This is a genomic window from Cronobacter condimenti 1330 (assembly GCF_001277255.1).
In the GTDB taxonomy this organism is placed as follows: Bacteria; Pseudomonadota; Gammaproteobacteria; order Enterobacterales; family Enterobacteriaceae; genus Cronobacter; species Cronobacter condimenti.
The window spans coordinates 2,438,665-2,454,434 of the sequence record NZ_CP012264.1; the positions used below are offsets into that span (position 1 = coordinate 2,438,665).

Genomic DNA, 15,770 nt, shown 5'->3' on the forward strand with positions numbered 1-15,770 from the left:
ATCACGCACAGCTTTCCGGGTGCGCCCGCGCTAATTAGTAATTCCAGTTCAGGCTGAAGCCAAAGGTAACGGGGTCAGTTTTAAAGCCTGGGGGCTTTGAGAGGGGGATGCCGCTGAACAAGTCATAGCTGAGGCGCGCGCGCTCAATAGCGCCGCGCAGCCCCAGCACGCCACCAGCCAAATGCTGGCCGCTCAGCTCTGCGTTGGTGCTACTGTTGCCGCCCACTTCACCATAATCCGCCCCCAGATAGAGTTCCTGCGCAGGCACCGGCGTGCTCCAGCCGAGCGTGTTTTGCAACGTCCAGCCGCGGCTGGCGCTGAGAGTCCGCTCGCCATCGAAACCACGTACCGTCCAGCGGTTGCCGATGGAGAATTCCTCCTGCGGCGTAAGCGGCGTGTCGCTCATCTGGCGGTGGTACTGGGTCGTCCAACTGAAGTCCTGTGACCACAGCGCGAAGGGCATGGTCAGCGAGGCGTCCCACGTCAATATCTTTGAAAGCGCCGTGGCATAAGTTTCGTCATCGACTTCTTCTTCCCAGGCTGGCTGTGCGCCGAACCAGCGCGTGCCGCGTTGATAGCTAACACTGGCGTCCAGCGTGGCAGGCCCAATGTGGTGATTATGCTCAAGCCCCAACTGCCAGGCGCTGGTACGCCGCCGCTGGTTCTCCACCTCAACATCTTCGATAAAGTTGTGTGTTTCGCGAAGCGTCACATCCCAGGTCACGCTGGTTTTGGAGGTGGCGCCGCGATGCAATACGCGGCTTAGCTGTACGTCCAGGGCGTGGCTTTTACCGGAATAGAGGATGTCCGCGTTGCGCCCGGCGATGGTCCGACTATAGGTGTAGTCGCTGGCAGTCAGCCCCAGCGCCCAATAACCAAAGGGCACAGAGTAATGACCGGAGAAGTTTTTGCTGCTTTTACGACCGGCGAAACCCAAATCGCGGCTGGCGGTCACATAGAAGAGATCGCTGAGGGAGGCAGGATTGTCCAGCGCAAGCATAACGCCGCCTTGATAGCGGCCAGTACTTTCAGTGCCGGTATCATCTACCCAGGCCCCGACACGCCAGAACCGGCTTTGCACACGTTGAATAATAATATCGCTCTCCCCCGGCGCTTCGCCCGGCTGGAGTTCCATACGCGCCTCCACCGTCGGCAGACGCTGCAGGTTTTCCAGCCCCTGTTCGATGTCCCGAAGATCGAGCAGATTACCCTCGTGGGCGGGCATTGCGGGCCAGAGGCTGACGTAGCGTCCGGAGTCGGGGGTGAGCGCGACATGCCGGTTACGGCCTGGCACCACCAGTAGTTTGAGTTCACCTTCGCGTAGCTCCTGCTGCGGTGCCAGCACGCGTGTCGTTACCCAACCGTGTTCAATAATGCGGTTTTGCAGAGCACCGATCACCGTATTGATGCCCTGGACACCAAGGCAGTGTCCTACCGCCTGGTTCGCCAGGCGCTGCAGTGGCAACCAGTGCGGTAGCGCGTCGTTCCCTGTCAACGTCACGCGATGGATCATGAAGCAGGGGCTCTCTTGCGGAAATACCAGGTGTGAAGATGGCGCCACGGTGAGAGGAATGCGAATATCCGGCGCCTCAGCGGCCAGCCGGGCCTCACGTGCTTTTTGCTGTTGCTGCTGATGCTGGAATTGCTCTTTCGATTGCAATGCAGAAATTGCAGGGTCTCCAGGCGTAGCGCTGAGCGCGACGGGAGGCGTCATCAGCATCAATACCAGTCCGTAATGGAGAAGCGCTTTTCCCTGCATAAAAAGATCCACTGAAAAGTAATTTATATTTTAGGTAATAATCCTATTTTATCTGCCTTTGAAATAGGCTATCAATTCTCTTTATATTGCGGACACCAATAAGAAATAAAATAATTAAAAAAAGAGCATTACGGATTTTGCAGCGAATAATTTGGCTTAGGTCGCCATTAACTCCTTATAATGATATTTCACAGTATCGCTAAGCCTATTTTTTTATGCGCAGCATGGCTGCCTTACATCTATATTAACTGAACTGTTACGCATAGTTAATATCACCACCTGAAACAAACTGCGCATTATTTAATGCAAATTTTCCCAATACGCAGCCGTATTTACGTTATACAGAAATAAAGGTTAGCGCATATCCGTTTAGCGCAAGCGATAAAACGCCCTCTTTTTAACTTTTAATATATCGGCATGATGCCTGAGTATTCAGACATCACCCGTGTTTCATTTCGCCGTTTACCCTCTGGTTACACGAGCCTATATCGCGGTTAGGTTCCTCTTACAGCAAAGGCGGCCACGTTGCGCCAGATGCCTGACCGCTGTTGTACCAGATTTATGGCTAAGCTCAGGTGATAAACGTGTACACTGCTGCGGTTTTGAATTTAAGCGCCCAGGAGGCAACAGTATGAAAGAAGGCCCATTGACCGACAAAGAGCTGCAATGGCTTGACGATATGCTGGAGAAATATGGCAGCGAGGCGTCCATTGTTGATGTCGCCGAGCTGGATGGCCTGCTGACCGCCGTGCTTTCCGGTCCGCGTTCGATTGAGCCAAGTGAATGGCTGGTCGCGCTGTGGGGCGGTCAGAATCGCGTTCCCCGCTGGAGCAACGAGCGTGAGATGAACCGCTTTATGGACCTGTGTTTCCAGCATATGAATGATATCGCCGATCGTCTCGCGGAGTACCCCGAACAGTTCGATCCGCTGTTTGGCGTGCGCGAGATTGAAGGCCAGGATTTCACCGTGGTGGAAGAGTGGTGCTTTGGCTATATGCGTGGTGTGGCGCTCAGTGACTGGTCGGCGCTGCCGGAAGAATTACAGCCCGCGCTGGATGCTATCGCCCTGCACGGCAAAGAAGAGAACTTCCCGCAGCTAGAGGCGCTTTCTCAGGAAGCGTTAGAGGCGCGTTTTGCCGCTATCCGCCCTGCCGCGCTGGCGCTGCATGATTACTGGATAGCCCAGCCGGAGGCAGTGCCTGCGCCGCAGGAGCCGGTTATTACGGAGGAAAAACCAGGGCGCAACGACCCTTGTTTTTGCGGCAGCGGTAAAAAGTATAAGCATTGCTGTCTGCATTAATACCATGCGCCTGTGGGCGCATTTTTTTAATGGGTAGCGCATCGCCCACGCTTTCTCGCCAGAACACGTCCCCTGTTATGAATCACTGAACGCCCCTGGGCGTGCGCAGGTCGTTAATCCCTTTGCACCATGGCCACTATGGCTTCACGCAACTCCGCTTTCGCCTGCGTGGCGTCAATTGCGCCAAGCGTGACGGCCCAGGAGAGCCCTTCGGCGGCGCCGAACATTGCCCACAGCGCGGCGTCGCGCAGCGCAGCATGAGCGCGAAACGGCGTAAACAGCGCACGGCATTTGGCAATGAATTCGACCGCATAATCCTGACGCAGTTTTTCAAGCTCTGGCGTGCCCGTAAGTGCCGCCATTACGTTCGGCATCTCTCGCCCCTGTAACAACACACATTCGATATAAGCCTCGGCAATCACCGCCGCAAGCGGCGCCAGCGCAGGCGTTGTTTGGGCAATCGCCTCGTCCATTTTGATGTTCTGGCGCTGTTCATATTCGCGATACAGCGCCGCCAGCAGGCCAGAGCGGCTGGTGAAATGATCGTAAACCACAGGCTTGGTGACGCCAGCACGCTCCGCCAGCCTGCCGAGCGTCAGCGCCTCGGTGCCCTCTTCACGGATTATCTGCCAGGCCACTTCGATAAGTTGGGTATAGCGCGCCTCACGGCTCAGCCGCTGACGGGTGCGAAATTCAGACATCGCCTTTCTCCTTGACAATATAACCTACCAAAAGTAACTTACCAATGGTAGGTTACTTTTGGTAAGTTATGTTACGTCGAATACTGCCCGATGGCAACGCAGGAGGAATGATATGCACGCACTGATCGTGGTTTCGCATCCGTCCGAACACGCCCTGACCCACCGCGTCGCGCACGCGCTGGCCGAGGGAATTACCCTTGAAAACGCGCGCCATAGCACAGAGATAGCCGATCTCACGCGTGAGGGCTTTAATCCGGTCTTTAACGAGGCCGACTACGCTGCATTTATGAAAACCGCGCCGGTACCGGCAGATGTCGCAAAAGAGCAGGCGCGGGTTGAAGGCGCCGACGCGCTGGTGCTGGTCTTCCCGATTTACTGGTGGTCGATGCCGGGGCTGTTGAAAGGCTGGATCGATCGCGTCTTCGCTAACGGCTGGGCGTATGAGGAGCGCGCCGACGGGGGGATCGTGAAAAAGCTCGGCCATTTACCGGTGCATCTGGTCGGCATTGGCGGCGCGAATCACGCGACGTACGAAAAACATGGTTACCGGCAGGCGTATCACGCGCAAATCGCCCACGGCATTTTTGACTACTGCGGCGCACCGGTTATCACAAACGAGACGCTGTTCCTGCCGGATCTCAGCACGCCTGAGGCCGCCATTGCACAGGCGAAGGCCATCGGCGCGCGCGTTTTTCAGGCACAACTATAACGCGCATTACGGTCCTGGCCAGCCGCACATCAGCAGTGCTGGCCTGAGCGCGCCGGTCTCACCCGCGGCTATGCTTGTGGTAATGCTCCGGCGTGGGTTCGCAGGTATGCGGCACACGTGTTGCGCTCACGTGCGGGCTCTGGGGGAGTCAGGCGAGATAAAAGAAAACCCGGCGCGTCACGGCGTTGCCGTCTCTGCCTGCAGATAATGCAGGACAAGACGCAAGCCGGGCACCACGCCGGGTGACTGCGGATGCCGGGCTATCAGGCCGCGGCGCCGTTGGTTTGTGCGGCGAGGTGCGCGGCCCAGAGGCTCGCTACCCATTTCACGCCGCGCGCCGTAAAGCGCGGTTGGGAGAACGTATGCAGGTTTTCACCGACGCCTGAGCGCAGCGTAAAGTAACCCGCCTGGAGGTGATGGTGCTGCGGCACCAGCGTGCCGTTCGCGCGCATCATGATGTTGCGCTCAAGCAGGAACTGGCGGAACTCCGGCTCCTTCACCTTCAGCATTTTGCACAGCTGGCGAAAGCCAAGCGACTCTTCAACCTGAACGAAACGATCGAAAAACTCGGCTTTAGGGGCGAAGAGAGCCAGCTGCTGCTCCGCCCGCTGACGCTTTTCATACTGCTCGGCCCAGGCGCGTGCGGCCGCCGCCGGGTTAGTAAAATCCGGCAGACTGGCATTGCGTTCACGCTCCTGCCAGCGATCGAGCATTTCGGCGGTAAAGGCCGGCGAAATGCGGGCGACCGTCAACAGCGAGTCGCGTTTATTTAACAAAAACTCCTGACGCATCTCCCCTTCCCGCTCGTACAAATTAATGCCGATGGGCTGGGACAGGCGCTGCGCCGTTTCCAGGCTTTTGATCATGCGCTTCACTTCACTGTGGGCAATACCTGTCAACGTAGCGATTTCACGGCTGCTCATTGTGACCGATTGATCCTGAGCATTAAGATTTTCCAGCGGAATCATCATAGGTTTCACCACTCATTCACTGACTCAATTACAACAACACCTGGTGCTTTGTAGAAATAGTATACAGCGACCTGGTTAAATATCCAGTAGATTTTTTAAGCGGTTTTACTTAAGTGTCAGGCGAGGCGCGGCCTGGCGCGAGTGGTCTGCTATGTGATTAAAAACAAAGCGCTTCTCAGTTCGCTGTTTTTTCACCCCTTTGTGATGCCCATAAAAAAAGCCCGCGGCAGCGGGCTTCTCAGCGGAAAAATACAGGTTCAGGCAAGGTCTGCACGCGCCAGACCGAACGCCGCATCCTGGCTGCCCGGTGCCATTTGCGACACCAGTTGCAGACGGTTCCAGCTATTGATGATGGCGACTGCGAAGGCAATCTCCGCGATCTCCGTTTCAGAGAAATGCTCGCGCGCCGCACTATAGTGCGCATCGCTGATGCCCTCCTCTGAAATACGCGTCATCGCCTCTGTTAAGGCCAGCCCCGCCTTCTCCTTTGCGCTAAAGAGTGGCGACTCGCGCCAGACCGCCAGATGATAAAGACGCAGCTCGCGCTCACCCGCCATCTTCGCCTCTTTACAGTGCATGTCGACACAAAACGCACAGCCGTTGAGTTGCGAAGCGCGAAGGTCAATCAGGTGTTTAAGCGTCGGGGTCAGGCTGCTTTTTTTGAGCGCAGCGCTGGCAGTGATCAGCGTGTTGACCAGTGCCGGAATGGCCTGGTAATGGTTTACGCGCGTCGTCATAGAAACTCCTTAGATGCAGGAAAAGGCGCGCCGCGGTGCGGCGTGCGTCATATTGTTCTCGTCTATCATACGGGGCAATGACATAGTAAAAAGGGTCATAACACGTAAATCGAGGCAGGACATGAAGCCAGGCTATCGCGATATCTATAAGCGTTATCGCCAGAATATCCATGACGGCGTGCTGAAACCGGGGGATCGCGTTCCTTCCATTCGCGTACTGGCACAGGAGTTACAGGTCGCGAAAAAAACCGTAGAGGCCGCGTATGCGGTGTTGGTAGGTGAAGGTTATCTGGTGAGTCGCGGCCCGCGGGGTACCTGCGTTAATCCGGCTCTCGCCATCGTGCAGCGCCCGTCACAGCGTGCGCCTGCCAGCCCCGACGACACGCCGCTGACGCGTCACGACAGCGAGGGTTTCCTGCGCCTCGGCATTCCGTCGCTGGACAGCTTCCCTTATAAAAAGTGGTTGTTGCTCAGTGCACGTACGATGCGCGCCATGCGCCCTGAAGAGATGGTGAACCCGCCGATAGCCGGCTACGCCCCGCTGCGCGCCGCCATTGCCAGCTATCTCTCGATTTCGCGCGGGGTGGTGTGTAACGCCGACGATATTTTTATCACCAGCGGCTATCAGGGCAATGTGCTGCTGACGCTTCAGGCGCTGGTGGGTAAGCAAGACAGCGTCGTGTTTGAAGACCCCGGCTATTTCGTTGGCCGGCGCCTGCTGAACGCGCAGGCCCCCGCCCTGCACTACGTACCGGTCGATAATGACGGCATACAGGTTGATTATCTGCAGCGTCATCACCCGGATGCGCGGCTGGTTATTGTCACGCCGTCGCACCACAGTCCGCTTGGCGTCACGCTCTCCCTGCCGCGCAAACAACAGCTGCTGGCTTTTGCCGCAAAGCAGAACGCGTGGATCGTCGAAGATGATTATGACGGCGAGTTTCACTACACCCGTAAGGTATTGCCCTCGCTGAAAAGCCTTGATACCGAGGATCGGGTTATCTACATCGGCAGCTTCAGTAAAACCATCATGCCGTCGGTACGCCTTGGTTATCTGGTGATGCCGCGCGCGGCGCGCGGCGCGTTTCTTGAGAGCGGTGCGTGCTTTACAGGCGGTCAACCGCTCCTGATACAGAAGATCCTGGCGGCGTTTCTCACCGGGGGCGAATTCTACCCGCACCTGAAAAAGATGCGCGCCCTCTACCAGCAGCGGCGGCGTATGGCGATTGAGGCGCTGCATGCGGTCTATCCCGGCGTGTTTGACACCCCGCTTGAAGATGGCGGCATGCACGTGGTGGCCTATCTGAAAACGGCCACCTGTGACGAGGCGCTCGCACGCGCCTGGCAACAGCACCAGTTGCAGGTAAGCGCGCTGTCGTCATGGTACGTCGGGCCGCGCAAACGCTACGGTTTGATCATTGGCTACACCAATCTGCGTACCGTTGACGAGGCCGCAGCGCTAATGGCGCGCGCCCGCGCCGACACCTGCGCGCTGTTAACCGCCGCGTCGTGACGCGCTATTTGCCTATTTTTGCGAGCATCTCCGGGCGCATGAATTTATTCACCACCAGCATAAATACCACCGACGGGACCAGCAGGATCAGCGCCGTTATCGAGGAGATCTGGTAGTTCCCGGACATGCTGGCGTTATAGAGCAGGAGCGGCAGTGTACTGATATCCGGCGCGCCGACGAAGAACGCGCCGGTGAACTCATCCAGCGACTCCAGAAACACGAAAATGCTGGCGGCGATAATGCCCGGCGCGGCCTGCGGCAGCACGATGCGAAAGAATGTGGTGGTAGCACTGGCACCAAGGTTACGCGCCGCGCGCGCAAGTTGTGGGTCGACGCTACTAAAAGCAGCAACGCTTATCCAGATGGCGTACATCATGCCGTGTACGCTGTGCACCAGCACCACACCCGCCACCGTACCGTTAAGCCCCCACTGATAAAAAAGCCGCGCCACGTTCATATAGACCGTGAGCCCCGGAAACGCCTGGGGGATCAGAAATAACAGCATAAAGAAAAAGCGCAGCGGCATGCCTTTACGGGACAACGCATAGCCGGCCGGCACCGCGACCACCAGACAGACTGCCACGGTAAGCAGCGCAATGCCGATACTGGTGAGCAGCGATCCGGAAACATCGCTATAAGGACTGAAAACCTGCGACCAGTACTTCATTCCCCACTGCGCAGGCAACGCATGCGGGAAATACCAGGTCTCCGCCACGGTCCAGATAAGCAGATTCAGCACCGGGCCGAGCAGGATCAGCACCAGCAAGACCAGCAGCAGCGTCTGCCAGAAAAAGCCTGTTCGAAACGGCGTGAAGCGGGCGCGCCTTACAGGCATCACAGCGGTGTGTTCAGCAACAGGGCTCATGCGTGGGTTCCTTTCTCTTTAAGCGTATGGCGCAGGTAAAACCACGAGAGTGCGGCGCAAATCAGGTACGACATCACCCCGAGCGCGTTTGCGACGTGGTAATCGCCGTAGGAGCTCACGCGAAACGCCATATCAACCGTCATCATCGCGGGCGTGCCGGTGCCTATCATGAGCGGAACAGACAGCACAGAGAGCATCGTGACAGTAGAGAGCACCAGCGCCACGCCAAGCGTCGGCATCGCCTGCGGCAGCAGCACCTGCCACAGAATGCGCAGGCGGGAGGCGCCAAGGTTTTTCGCCGCCTGGATCTGCGCCGGATCCACAGAGGCCATCGCCCCGCAGGTCAGCAGCGTCACAAACGCCATCTGCTTCCAGACGAACGTAATAATGATGCCCTTCCAGCCAAGCCAGGAGACTGTCTCAAGCGGGGTCAAAAGGCCGCCTGCCACCAGCGCGTTATTCATCAGGCCATTTTTGGCAAGAAACGTGCGCATCATCTGCGCTGTCACAATAAACGGGATAAACAGCGGCAACCGGTAAAGCAGCCCGAAGGCGCGTGCGAGCCACGGGTATGGCGAAAGGACAATGACGCCGGAAAGTGTCACCGCAATCAGCGCCAGCAGCGCTACCGAGGCCAGCACGATCACCAGCGAAAACAGAATATCCTGCGAATAGAGGTCAATGACTTTCGCGAAGTGCGCCAGGGTGAATGCCGGGGCCTCGGTGACGAACGCCGATACCAGCGAAAACCCCAGCGGGTATAAAAACAGCACAGCGGTCAGCAGCGCGGCAGGCGCCACCAGCAGACCATAACGAAGGGCGTTTCTCATCAGGCAGTTCCGCAAATCATCGGAAAGCGCCCGGCGTGGCCGCCGGGCACAGGGGATCAGTTTGACACCTGGCTCTCATAGCCTTCTTTGATGTCGTCAAAATACGGCGCTATCGGGAAGCTTTTGCCATAGTTTGCCAGCGTCTGCGGCGAAATTTCAGCAAAGAGTTTCTGCCAGGTCGGCGCGTCCAGCTTCGCTTTGACATAGTTCGCATCAATACCCGGATACCAGTTGAATTGCTTCACAATGCCCTGCGCCTGTACCTCGGGGCTGGTGGCAAGCGCGATAAATTCCTGCGCGAGCTTCGCCTGCGCCGCGCGGGCCGGGACGACGTAATACATCGGCTGGCCCGGCATGCCTGGCGCAATCAGCGCAAGTTTCAGCGACGGCGGCACTTTGCCCTGATCTTTCCAGCTGTAGAACATATCCACCCACACTGGCCCCATCGCGATTTCGCCACGGCTTAACATATCGAGCGTGCCGGCGTTGCCTGGCGTAAAGGTCACGTTCTGGTTAAAAGCCTTGAGTTTTTCAAAGGCGGGCGCCCAGCTTTTCTCCACGCTCTTATCGTAGGGCTGCGCGCTCAGGCGGGCCGCGTCGGTGCCGTAGGCATAGATCCAGCCCACCACGAAACTGACGCCAGACATGCCATTTTTAATTCCGTTGTAGCCAAACGCCTTCGGGTTTTTCTGCGCCCACTGCACCAGTTCGTCATAGGACGCGGGCGGCGTTTTCACCAGATCGCTGTTGTAAGCCAGCGCCGTCTGGCTCAGGAACATCGGCATGACATAGCCGTCAACGTTCACACCAAGGGCGTTACGCGCACTCGCCTGCGAAACCATTTTGCCGGTCGGGATCTGGTCGCGGAATTTTGCGAGCAAGCCTTTCTCTACCAGCTCTCCGCCCGCTTTCTGGTGCACAACGGCGACATCGATATCCCACTGCGCCAGATTGCTCTGCTGCTGGGCGGTCAGTTTTTCTGTGATTTTGTTGGAGCCTGCGTCACCAGGCCCGGTGCCGATCACCCGAATTTTTACGTCGGGATGGCTCGCCTCAAAGCGCGGCGCCAGAAAGGTTTTGACGTAATCGACCATGTTCTGATCGCCTGCCGTAGCGACATTCAGCACCGTTTCTGCCTGTGCGAGGCCAGGCGTGCCGAACGAGAGCGCCGCGGTAAGCGCGATGTGAGTTTTAGCAAACATGAAATATCCCCGACTGTGTGAGTAAATGAAATTAAGGCTGGTTAAATCGGTGCAACGCCTGCGGCGGGACATGGAGCGCCACCGTGGTATTGACCGGCCAGTTCTGCGCGCTGTCGGCCTGCAGAAGCTGGTGGTCCACCTGTACGCTGTGGCGGTACTGCTGGCCCATAAAGGCGCTTTGCCGCACGATGCCGGAAAGCGTCAGCCCGTCCCCCGGCATCGCGCCCGGCGCGGCGCTTATTGTCACGTCGCTGCTGCGAAAGCAGAGTGTCTCGCCCGCCTGCGCACGTACGCGATTCGTCGCCCCCATGAAGTCGGCGACAAACGGCGTTTGCGGGTGCCGCCAGATATCCTGCGGCGTGCCGATCTGTTCGATGCATCCCTGGTTGAGCACCGCCACGCGGTCCGCCATCACCAGCGCCTCCTCCTGATCGTGCGTGACGATAAGCGAGGTAAAGCCGAGCTGCTGTTGCAGCGTTTTGATTTCGTGGCGCACGCTCAGGCGTACGCGGGCATCAAGGTTGGAGAGCGGTTCATCGAGCACCAGCACATCCGGCTCGACCGCTAAGGCGCGGGCGAGCGCCACGCGCTGACGCTGGCCACCGGAGAGCGCGCTAATTTTGCGGTTCTCAAGCCCGGTTAAATTGACAAGCGCCAGCATCTTTTTAATTTGCGCCTGAATGACGGTCTTCGGTTGTTTGCGCACGGTTAATCCAAAACCGATATTTTGCGCCACCGTTAAATGCGGCCATAAGGCGTAACTCTGGAAGACCATAATAATATTGCGCTGTTCGGGCGGGAGCCGGGTAATAGTGCGCCCGCCCACGGAAATATCGCCGGACTCCACCTGAACAAATCCGCACAGCGCATTTAACAGCGACGTTTTGCCGCAACCGGACGGGCCGAGCAGCGCAATCATTTCGCCACGGTGAACTGACAGATCAATATCATGCAATACGGTATGGTCGCCGTACCCCATTTTTAATCGCGTAATGTCTAAATAACTCATCGCCCTTTCCTGCATTCTGGCGGCATTTATTTTGCGATGAACACGTGTTCATTACGCTGTAAAAAAAATGCAACTTCGCCCCGACATGATAGGCACCTACTTTGTCGCGCCTTTGTGACAATTTAATTAAGTTGCGAGAAAACAGGTGGAAAATGATTATTGATGTGCTCGGCAGCGGCAGCGCGTTCGCCACGCAGCAAAATACGTCGTCAATATTGATTCAGGGCGCTTCGACGCAGTGGCTGGTCGACTGCGGCCCCACTATTCCGCGTGCGCTCTGGCAGCGCCAGACGCCGATTAACGCCATTGATGCCATCTGGTTTACGCATGTTCACCCGGATCACTGCGCCGGGCTGGCGGCGTTACTTAATCAGTGGAAAAGCCTGGGGCGCGAGAAACCGCTGACCCTATTTTGCCAGCCCGCCCAGCGGGCGGTGTTACAACAACTGGCCCTGCTGGCGGTCTGGCCGCAAACGACGTTTTGTTTCGCTATCGACTGGCAGGACATCGCCGCGGAAATGACGTGGCGCGACTGGCGCATCCGCAGCGCGGCAACGCAGCATGAGATCCCGTGTCGGTCGCTGCGTATCGACACCGACGGCATGGCGCTTTTTTACAGCGGCGACGGCAGGCCGACCCCGGAAAGTCTGGCGCTGATGGCGGGTGCCACGCTCGCCTTTCAGGAGTGCGCCTCCTGGCGCGCGCTGGAGGATGACGCCTCCCACGGCGATTTTCCCTCCTGCCAGACGGTGTGCGAATGCCTGCAACTGCCTGCGCTCGGGCTTTATCACTGCTGGGAGGCTGATATTCCGGCCATTCGCGAGGCCTGCGCGCGTCATCCGGCGCTGTTTTTAACGGAAGACGGCCAGCGGCATACGCTGGCACGTGCGCAGGCGAGCGCATGAAGCCGCGTCCGGCGCGCAGCGTCGTTACCGCCCAGGATGTTGCCGCGCGGGCGGGCGTGTCGCGCGCCGTGGTGTCGCGCGCGCTCGGCGACAGCGGCAGCATTTCGCCCGAGACCAAAGCGCGGGTGCTCGCCGCCGCCGCCGAACTCGGTTATCAGGTCAACTTTCTGGCGCAAGGGCTTAACCGCAAGCGCAGCCAGCTTATCGGCGTGATTGTGGCACGCATCGGCGATCCGTTTCGCAGCGCGCTACTGGAGGCGCTGATTCAGGCGGTCTCGCAGCGCGGCTATCAGGCGCTGGTGACGGAAATTTCCGGCGATGCCGACCTTGAAACTACCCTGCGCCGCTTTATGCAATATCGCGTCTCCGGCGTGGTGGTGACCTCCGGTCAGCCGCCGGAGGCGATTATCGACGACTGCGTGCAGCATCATATTCCGGTGGTCGGCATTAACCGCCCGCCGACGCACCCGCAGGTGGATACCGTCTGCTCGGATAACGCGCAGGGCGCAGCGCTTGCCGCCGCGCAACTCAGTGATGCAGGCTGCCGCCGCTTTGGCTGGCTAAACTATCAGCGTTCCACCTGGGCGGGGCAGCAGCGCGGCGAAGCCTTCCTGGCGGCGCTGCAGGCGCGCGGCGTGGAAACCCGGACGCATGCCACGTTTATCCATGCGCCTCAGGACGGGTATGAAGGGGGACTGGCGGCGGCAGGCTGCGCGCACGCCTCACTCGACGGCATATTCTGCGCCAACGCCCAGCTCGCCTGCGGTTTTCTTGACGGCATGCGGCGGCAGGGCAAAACCGCGCCGCGTGATTTTCATCTGATAGGCTTTGATAACACCCCGCTTACGGCCTATGACGCCTACCGGCTTACTACGCTGCATCAGGACGTGGCCGCGCTTGCCGCACAGGCGCTGGCGTGTCTTGCCGATCGCGCCCGGCAACCGCACGGGCCGGCACGCACCGAATGGGTGCCTGTCACGCTCATTCACCGCGATACCTCACCCCGGATAAGGTAAACCCGGGCTGAACCGGGCGCGAAAAGCAGAAATTTCCCCTTTACGTGCCCTCGTAACGGGAATATTCGTCTAAGGTTTTCATATGGTTGATTCGCAGTGGTGTGCGCTGCGCCCCCTTAAGGAGAATTCATTCATGACACAAGCCGTTACGCGCCGTCCCCGGACGCTGTTTTTCGCCATTCAGGTCGCCCTTAGCGGCGCGCTGCTGGCCTTCTCCACGCTGCCCGCTGGCGCGCAGGATGCGCCAGCCGAGCGCACCACGCCACAGCCGCCGGATCTGCTTCTTGGCCCGCTGTTCAGCGATGTGCAGAGCGCGAAGCTGTTCCCGGATCAGAAAACCTTTGCCGATGCGGTGCCGAAAAGCGATCCGCTAATGATCCTTGCCGACTACCGGATGCAGCGTAATCAGTCAGGTTTCGATTTACGCCACTTTGTTGAGCTGAACTTTACCCTGCCGCAAAAAGGCGAAGCCTATGTGCCGCCAGCAGGCCAGAGCCTGCGCGAGCATATCGACGGCCTGTGGCCGGTGCTGACCCGCTCCACCGATTCCGCCAGCAAGTGGGATTCCCTGCTGCCGCTGCCGAAGCCTTACGTGGTGCCGGGTGGACGTTTCCGCGAGGTCTATTACTGGGATACCTACTTCACGATGCTGGGCCTCGCCGAGAGCGACCACTGGGATAAAGTGCAGGATATGGTCGATAACTTCGCCCATGAAATCGACGCGTGGGGTCATATTCCCAACGGCAACCGGACCTACTACTTAAGCCGCTCACAGCCCCCGTTCTTCTCCTTTATGGTGGAACTGCTGGCAAGCCACGAAGGCGGTGATGAGACACTGAAAAAATACCTGCCGCAGTTGCAAAAAGAGTATGCCTACTGGATGGAAGGCAGCGAAAACCTTGCCGCAGGCGATGCGCATGAACGTGTTGTGAAACTGAAAGATGGCGCGGTACTCAACCGCTACTGGGACGATCGCGATGCGCCGCGTACTGAGTCCTGGCTTGACGATGTGACCACGGCCAAAAATAACCCGGACCGCCCGGCGACAGAAATCTACCGCGATCTGCGCGCCGGTGCTGCCTCGGGCTGGGATTTCAGTTCGCGCTGGATGGATAACCCGCAGCAGCTCGGTTCCATTCGCACCACGACCATTCTGCCGGTGGATCTCAACGCCCTGCTCTTCCAGCTGGAGAAAACTCTGGCGCGCGCCAGCAAAGCCGCCGGTGACAGCGCAGGCGCAACTCGCTATGAATCGCTCGCCAGCGCGCGCCAGCAGGCGATGGAAACGCATCTGTGGAACGCGAAACATGGCTGGTATGCCGATTACGATCTGAAAACCAATAAGGTGCGCGATCAGCTGACCGCCGCTGCGCTGTTCCCGCTGTATGTGAAGGCAGCGGCGCAGGACCGCGCCGAGAAAGTCGCCGCCGCAACCCGCGCGCAGCTTCTCAAACCGGGCGGCCTTCTGACCACGACGGTTAAAACCGGCCAGCAGTGGGATGCACCGAACGGCTGGGCGCCGCTCCAGTGGGTGGCTACCGAAGGGCTGATGAACTACGGGCAGAAAGATCTGGCGATGGATGTGACCTGGCACTTCTTAACCAACGTTCAGCACACCTATAACCGCGAGCAAAAACTGGTGGAGAAATATGACGTCTCTTCTACCGGCACGGGTGGCGGTGGCGGCGAATACCCGCTCCAGGACGGCTTTGGCTGGACCAACGGCGTGACGCTGAAAATGCTCGATTTGCTGTGCGGGACGGAAAAACCGTGTAATGACGTACCGCAGACGCGCCCGGGCAGCACCAGCGCGCCGCAGCAGGAGGGAAAAATGCTGAGCAAACCGGCGGAGCAAAACGCACCGGTGAAGGCTGAAACCTCCGCACCAGAAAACACGCAGACGCCTGCGCCTGCGGGCAACAACGCACCGGCCACTGCGACGCCAGAGGCGCAAAACAGCGCAGCGGCGCCGCAGAACACCACCTCGCAACCTGCACCTGCACCTGCACCTGCACCTGCACCTGCACCTGCACCTGCACCTGCACCTGCACCTGCACCTGCACCTGCACCTGCACCTGCACCTGCACCTGCACAGTAAGCTGTCGTTATCCTTAAAATATTCAACTGCCCTCTTTTGAGGGCAGTTTTTTTATCTCTTCACCGTGCCCGCCACGGCGCGTTCATTCAGCGCCGTTTTCCCTGCCAATTCTGTGAGTTGCAATTTCTTGTTGTTAACGATAATAATTCGCATTC

The 15,770-nt window shown here is 58.5% G+C and carries 14 protein-coding genes; 6 read left to right on the top strand and 8 right to left on the bottom strand.

Features of this window, described 5'->3' with window-relative positions; genetic code table 11:
• Nucleotides 1–34: 34 nt before the first annotated feature.
• A complete protein-coding gene (locus AFK62_RS11055; protein ID WP_007674617.1) occupies nucleotides 35–1,759 on the bottom strand; it encodes a ShlB/FhaC/HecB family hemolysin secretion/activation protein in 1,725 nt (574 codons plus the stop codon).
• Between the two features lie 631 nt (nucleotides 1,760–2,390).
• Here AFK62_RS11055 and AFK62_RS11060 point away from each other — a divergent pair.
• Nucleotides 2,391–3,059 carry a YecA/YgfB family protein gene (locus AFK62_RS11060; protein WP_007674619.1) on the top strand — a complete coding sequence of 223 codons (669 nt, stop codon included), beginning with the start codon at nucleotides 2,391–2,393 and terminating at the stop codon, nucleotides 3,057–3,059.
• A 113-nt stretch (nucleotides 3,060–3,172) separates the two neighbouring features.
• Here the strand turns inward: AFK62_RS11060 and AFK62_RS11065 are convergent, their stop codons facing one another.
• Nucleotides 3,173–3,760, bottom strand: a complete 588-nt coding sequence (locus tag AFK62_RS11065) for a TetR/AcrR family transcriptional regulator (protein ID WP_007674620.1) — start codon at nucleotides 3,758–3,760, stop codon at nucleotides 3,173–3,175.
• Nucleotides 3,761–3,872: 112 nt separating this feature from the next.
• On the opposite strand from AFK62_RS11065, the gene AFK62_RS11070 reads away from it, so the two are divergent.
• Nucleotides 3,873–4,469: an NAD(P)H-dependent oxidoreductase gene (locus AFK62_RS11070; RefSeq protein ID WP_007679030.1), complete on the top strand. Its 597-nt coding sequence runs from the start codon at nucleotides 3,873–3,875 to the stop codon at nucleotides 4,467–4,469.
• Between the two features lie 263 nt (nucleotides 4,470–4,732).
• Here AFK62_RS11070 and AFK62_RS11075 read toward each other — a convergent pair whose 3' ends face one another.
• Both AFK62_RS11075 and AFK62_RS11080 read right to left on the bottom strand, forming a co-directional pair.
• The gene (locus tag AFK62_RS11075) at nucleotides 4,733–5,440 is read right to left on the bottom strand and encodes a phage antirepressor KilAC domain-containing protein (RefSeq protein WP_007679027.1); all 708 of its coding nucleotides are present in this window, start codon (nucleotides 5,438–5,440) and stop codon (nucleotides 4,733–4,735) included.
• 257 nt (nucleotides 5,441–5,697) lie between these two features.
• Nucleotides 5,698–6,177, bottom strand: coding sequence for a carboxymuconolactone decarboxylase family protein (locus tag AFK62_RS11080; protein ID WP_007679024.1), 480 nt, complete (start codon nucleotides 6,175–6,177; stop codon nucleotides 5,698–5,700).
• A 121-nt stretch (nucleotides 6,178–6,298) separates the two neighbouring features.
• Here AFK62_RS11080 and pdxR point away from each other — a divergent pair, with 121 nt between their 5' ends.
• On the top strand, nucleotides 6,299–7,690 hold the full coding sequence (pdxR, locus tag AFK62_RS11085) for a MocR-like pyridoxine biosynthesis transcription factor PdxR (RefSeq protein WP_007679021.1): 1,392 nt from the start codon (nucleotides 6,299–6,301) through the stop codon (nucleotides 7,688–7,690).
• A gap of 4 nt (nucleotides 7,691–7,694) precedes the next feature.
• On the opposite strand, the gene AFK62_RS11090 is transcribed toward pdxR, so the two are convergent.
• The 4 genes from AFK62_RS11090 to AFK62_RS11105 are packed head-to-tail and all read right to left on the bottom strand — an operon-like array spanning nucleotide 7,695 to nucleotide 11,596.
• A complete protein-coding gene (locus AFK62_RS11090; RefSeq protein ID WP_050555052.1) occupies nucleotides 7,695–8,525 on the bottom strand; it encodes an ABC transporter permease in 831 nt (276 codons plus the stop codon).
• Between the two features lie 26 nt (nucleotides 8,526–8,551).
• Nucleotides 8,552–9,385, bottom strand: a complete 834-nt coding sequence (locus AFK62_RS11095) for an ABC transporter permease (protein WP_007679017.1) — start codon at nucleotides 9,383–9,385, stop codon at nucleotides 8,552–8,554.
• Between the two features lie 56 nt (nucleotides 9,386–9,441).
• The gene (locus tag AFK62_RS11100; protein ID WP_007679015.1) at nucleotides 9,442–10,587 is read right to left on the bottom strand and encodes an ABC transporter substrate-binding protein; all 1,146 of its coding nucleotides are present in this window, start codon (nucleotides 10,585–10,587) and stop codon (nucleotides 9,442–9,444) included.
• Nucleotides 10,588–10,618: 31 nt separating this feature from the next.
• A complete protein-coding gene (locus tag AFK62_RS11105; protein ID WP_007679013.1) occupies nucleotides 10,619–11,596 on the bottom strand; it encodes an ABC transporter ATP-binding protein in 978 nt (325 codons plus the stop codon).
• A gap of 152 nt (nucleotides 11,597–11,748) precedes the next feature.
• Here AFK62_RS11105 and AFK62_RS11110 point away from each other — a divergent pair, with 152 nt between their 5' ends.
• The 3 genes from AFK62_RS11110 (at nucleotide 11,749) to AFK62_RS11120 (ending at nucleotide 15,615) form a co-directional block, all read left to right on the top strand.
• Nucleotides 11,749–12,501, top strand: a complete 753-nt coding sequence (locus tag AFK62_RS11110; RefSeq protein ID WP_007679010.1) for an MBL fold metallo-hydrolase — start codon at nucleotides 11,749–11,751, stop codon at nucleotides 12,499–12,501.
• Entirely contained in the window at nucleotides 12,498–13,517 is a 1,020-nt protein-coding gene (locus tag AFK62_RS11115; protein ID WP_007679007.1) for a LacI family DNA-binding transcriptional regulator, read from the top strand. Before AFK62_RS11110 ends, AFK62_RS11115 begins: the two co-directional genes overlap by 4 nt.
• A gap of 133 nt (nucleotides 13,518–13,650) precedes the next feature.
• Entirely contained in the window at nucleotides 13,651–15,615 is a 1,965-nt protein-coding gene (locus AFK62_RS11120; RefSeq protein WP_053531907.1) for an alpha,alpha-trehalase, read from the top strand.
• The last annotated feature ends 155 nt before the right edge of the window (nucleotides 15,616–15,770 follow it).

Bases quoted from the DNA above. Each gene is read 5' to 3' on its own strand.
- AFK62_RS11055 (WP_007674617.1), bottom strand. From the start codon at position 1,759: ATGCAGGGAAAAGCGCTTCTCCATTACGGACTGGTATTGATGCTGATG.
- AFK62_RS11060 (WP_007674619.1), top strand. From the start codon at position 2,391: ATGAAAGAAGGCCCATTGACCGACAAAGAGCTGCAATGGCTTGACGAT.
- AFK62_RS11065 (WP_007674620.1), bottom strand. From the start codon at position 3,760: ATGTCTGAATTTCGCACCCGTCAGCGGCTGAGCCGTGAGGCGCGCTAT.
- AFK62_RS11070 (WP_007679030.1), top strand. From the start codon at position 3,873: ATGCACGCACTGATCGTGGTTTCGCATCCGTCCGAACACGCCCTGACC.
- AFK62_RS11075 (WP_007679027.1), bottom strand. From the start codon at position 5,440: ATGATGATTCCGCTGGAAAATCTTAATGCTCAGGATCAATCGGTCACA.
- AFK62_RS11080 (WP_007679024.1), bottom strand. From the start codon at position 6,177: ATGACGACGCGCGTAAACCATTACCAGGCCATTCCGGCACTGGTCAAC.
- pdxR (WP_007679021.1), top strand. From the start codon at position 6,299: ATGAAGCCAGGCTATCGCGATATCTATAAGCGTTATCGCCAGAATATC.
- AFK62_RS11090 (WP_050555052.1), bottom strand. From the start codon at position 8,525: ATGCCTGTAAGGCGCGCCCGCTTCACGCCGTTTCGAACAGGCTTTTTC.
- AFK62_RS11095 (WP_007679017.1), bottom strand. From the start codon at position 9,385: ATGAGAAACGCCCTTCGTTATGGTCTGCTGGTGGCGCCTGCCGCGCTG.
- AFK62_RS11100 (WP_007679015.1), bottom strand. From the start codon at position 10,587: ATGTTTGCTAAAACTCACATCGCGCTTACCGCGGCGCTCTCGTTCGGC.
- AFK62_RS11105 (WP_007679013.1), bottom strand. From the start codon at position 11,596: ATGAGTTATTTAGACATTACGCGATTAAAAATGGGGTACGGCGACCAT.
- AFK62_RS11110 (WP_007679010.1), top strand. From the start codon at position 11,749: ATGATTATTGATGTGCTCGGCAGCGGCAGCGCGTTCGCCACGCAGCAA.
- AFK62_RS11115 (WP_007679007.1), top strand. From the start codon at position 12,498: ATGAAGCCGCGTCCGGCGCGCAGCGTCGTTACCGCCCAGGATGTTGCC.
- AFK62_RS11120 (WP_053531907.1), top strand. From the start codon at position 13,651: ATGACACAAGCCGTTACGCGCCGTCCCCGGACGCTGTTTTTCGCCATT.